Annotated in this window: 3 protein-coding genes; 1 reads left to right on the top strand and 2 read right to left on the bottom strand. The window is 46.5% G+C overall.

Annotated features, from left to right (window positions below; translation table 11 throughout):
• Positions 1–262, bottom strand: a 262-nt coding sequence (locus GF401_03840; protein ID MBD3344177.1) for a hypothetical protein, incomplete at its 3' end; no start/stop codon positions are given.
• Positions 263–321: 59 nt separating this feature from the next.
• Between GF401_03840 and GF401_03835 the strand changes: the two genes are divergently transcribed.
• Positions 322–1,992 carry a GntR family transcriptional regulator gene (locus GF401_03835; protein ID MBD3344176.1) on the top strand — a complete coding sequence of 557 codons (1,671 nt, stop codon included), beginning with the start codon at positions 322–324 and terminating at the stop codon, positions 1,990–1,992.
• A gap of 154 nt (positions 1,993–2,146) precedes the next feature.
• Here GF401_03835 and GF401_03830 read toward each other — a convergent pair whose 3' ends face one another.
• Positions 2,147–2,956: a hypothetical protein gene (locus tag GF401_03830; protein MBD3344175.1), complete on the bottom strand. Its 810-nt coding sequence runs from the start codon at positions 2,954–2,956 to the stop codon at positions 2,147–2,149.

The following is a 2,956-nucleotide window of genomic DNA, read 5'->3' as shown; positions in this document are numbered from 1 at the left end:
CGCCTTCACCCTCCGACTGACCTGCATTGAACATAATGATAAGGGTGCCTTCTTTGGTCTCGTCAATCATTGACGGATGCGCATAGGGGGTATTGATCGCAGCTTTCGTCATGAGGAACTCCTGCTTGATAATGGCATTTCTTCTGCTGCCGTTATCATTGTCCTTTGGTCCATCAAATGTGCGTACCCAGTTCTGGGCAAAACCCGGCATCGCAAAAACCGATAAAGCGATCATGCATGTGCTGAAAGTTAAACGCTTCATAACTCCATCCTCCTTTTTGCTGGTTGTGAATTAGTTATAACACATGAAAATCCTTGCCTATGATAAAAGATAGACAAAATCGGCCAACATTTAAGGGAAAAAAATTGATCTTAATGATAAATGTTGAAATGTTGTCTCACTTTTGGTATATTTTTTGTATGCGAAACAAGCGATCGCCTTCAACAGAAAAAGCAATTGATTATTTATTTCGTTTCATTCATACCAGGAGTGAGCCCTTCGCTCCGCTTCCGCCATTGCGTCATCTGGCTCAAAATGCGCATGTTTCGATAAATACGATAATAAAAGCTGCCGACCGGCTTACAGATAAAGGGCTTCTGACCAAGCAGCGGTGTAAAGGATATTATATCGCAGGCAAAGAAGGTGCTGATGCTGTTCGTGATGAGATCGATATAACGCCGCTTACCGGCGGCATGTCGGCAGTCGTTACTCGTGCCGTGAGAACAGATATTTTGAATGGAGCGTATCAGTCCGATACTCCATTTCCATCATTAAAAGAGCTCTGCATCCGCTATAATACCTCGTTCAGGACACTCAAGCGGGCACTCAGAACATTGGTTGCCGAGAAATATCTTGAGCCATACAAAAGGAGCTATCGGGTTGTAGGCTTTGTCAAGCCTGCAGCGAAAAGCAGGATTCGACTTGTTTCAATGGAGAATAACAGGCGTGAAGTGCGTTTTGAGGGGGTTAATCAGGATATTCTAAGGCTGTTGGATCTGGAATGCGGCCGACGCGATCTGCGGCTCGAGATGTTTGGGCATGCGACATTCCACGAACCGGTTCAGATACCTGTGATGCCCCCGGCTGTTTTTTCCCGGCCGGGAAACCGGGATTACTTCGAACTTCGAGACGACGATTCTGTTCTGGGATATTGCTTTATTATTCCCGCGCTTTCTCCCGGTGTACGCTATGTTTTCGAAATTCTTTCCTCCTTTGGCAAACCGGTGGCCGTGCTGGACTCAACAGGAGGCCTGGTGCTTCCGGCATCATGCATAAAAGAGTTCTTTCGCATATTCAGTAATTCCATATCAGCCGATTGTGGAGAAGCGGCTACCCGTTTTTTGATAGATCTGGGGCATCGCCATATCGCCTATTTATCTCCTTTTCATGAAGCGCTCTGGTCACAGAACAGGTTGCACGGAATGCAGAAGACATGCAGATTCGCAGGGCCGGGCTACGAAGTTATTCCAATTGTGCTCCGGAATCCTGCTAACATTTATGGATTCTATCGTTTTGATGCCGGAACGAAAGGTAAATTCGATATTCTGAAAAAGGCATACGAGCAGTGGAGAAAGCAGGTAAAACCCCATTTTATTCGAACGGTTGAAAGCGTTTTCACCGATACGATTCCGGTGCGAAAGTTGCCGCAAGCTCTATGGGCCGAAACCCTCGATCAGCTTTTTGAGCGTGCAGTTGCAATAAAAGAGTGCACTGCCTGGGTGTGCGCTAATGACATAGTCGCGCTGCAAGCCCTGGATTACTGCAAACGTAAAGGCATTGCAGTTCCCCAAACGCTTTCAATCATGGGTTTCGATGATACCTACGAAAGCCTTGTTACCAGACTTACCAGCTATAATTTCAATGTGCGAGCACTTCTTCACCGGTTGCTGGGGTACCTGATTGATACAAAATCGGCGCCACGAGGATTGAAGCCCGTAACCGTTGACGGCATTATTATTCAGCGGGAAACAACAGCACAATCCCCGGTTTGATACAGACGCAACTCACTTGAGCAGCTTTGTGTGTAGATGGAAATTACATCAGTTGCTTCGGCCGTGTCATTCGATTTTTATCCTGATATTAATAAAGTGTGATACCCGGTAAAGACCGTGATTATTTCGTTCCAGGAGATAGCGGCGTAGCTTTTCATCTTTTTGCAGCGCCTGCATAGTCTATATTTGCGTTCTCCATAGTCAATATCGATATCACCGGAAAATGGTCTGAGGGATATCGACTAAAGCGGCTGTAACGAATGATTTTGCTTTCGGAGACTGAAAAATGAGGGTTAGCCAGAATATAATCGAGTCGCGGTAAAAAACGCCAACCCTTGAATGCATGATAAGTACCGCATAATGAATCTCCCTTGAAATTATTCTGAAAAGTGTCGAACAGCGCCGGCTGCACGGATTTCTCCTGATGATTATTTGAACCGGTCAAAGCACTGCTGGTCAGCATCTTCATGGCTTTATGACTTTCTCCGGCATTGAAATCACCGGTTACCACCACAGGGTCGTCAAATTCACGCTCATGGATACGTTCCGCCAGCAATTCGATATTTTTACGAAGCCTGAAAGAGAGTGGGGCAAGGTGTACATTGTACACATACAGCGGAGTACCCTCGGCAAGCGGCACCAGCCGCACCCAGGTACAGATGCGAGGCTTGGTAAATGGCGGATCAAAGGAACCGGGGATATCTGGTGTATCTGAAAACCAGAAGGCGCCTGAGCTGTGTACCGCAAAGCGCTCGTTATTGTAGAGAATAGCAGCCTGCTCGCCTCTGGAAATACCATCACGCCGCCCGTGGCCGACAACACCATAATACGGAAATTCACTGCCAATCTGATCGATTTGAAACTGAAGCGCTTCCTGCAAGCCGATAATATCACATTTTGAATCCTGAATAACATCGGTTATCAAAGGGAAACGATTCTCCCAGGAATCAGGACCTTTGTCCAT

This window comes from Chitinivibrionales bacterium, assembly GCA_014728215.1.
In the GTDB taxonomy this organism is placed as follows: domain Bacteria; phylum Fibrobacterota; class Chitinivibrionia; order Chitinivibrionales; family WJKA01; genus WJKA01.
Note: the sequence above shows the minus strand (reverse complement) of the source record. Positions and strands in the feature narration are given on the sequence as shown.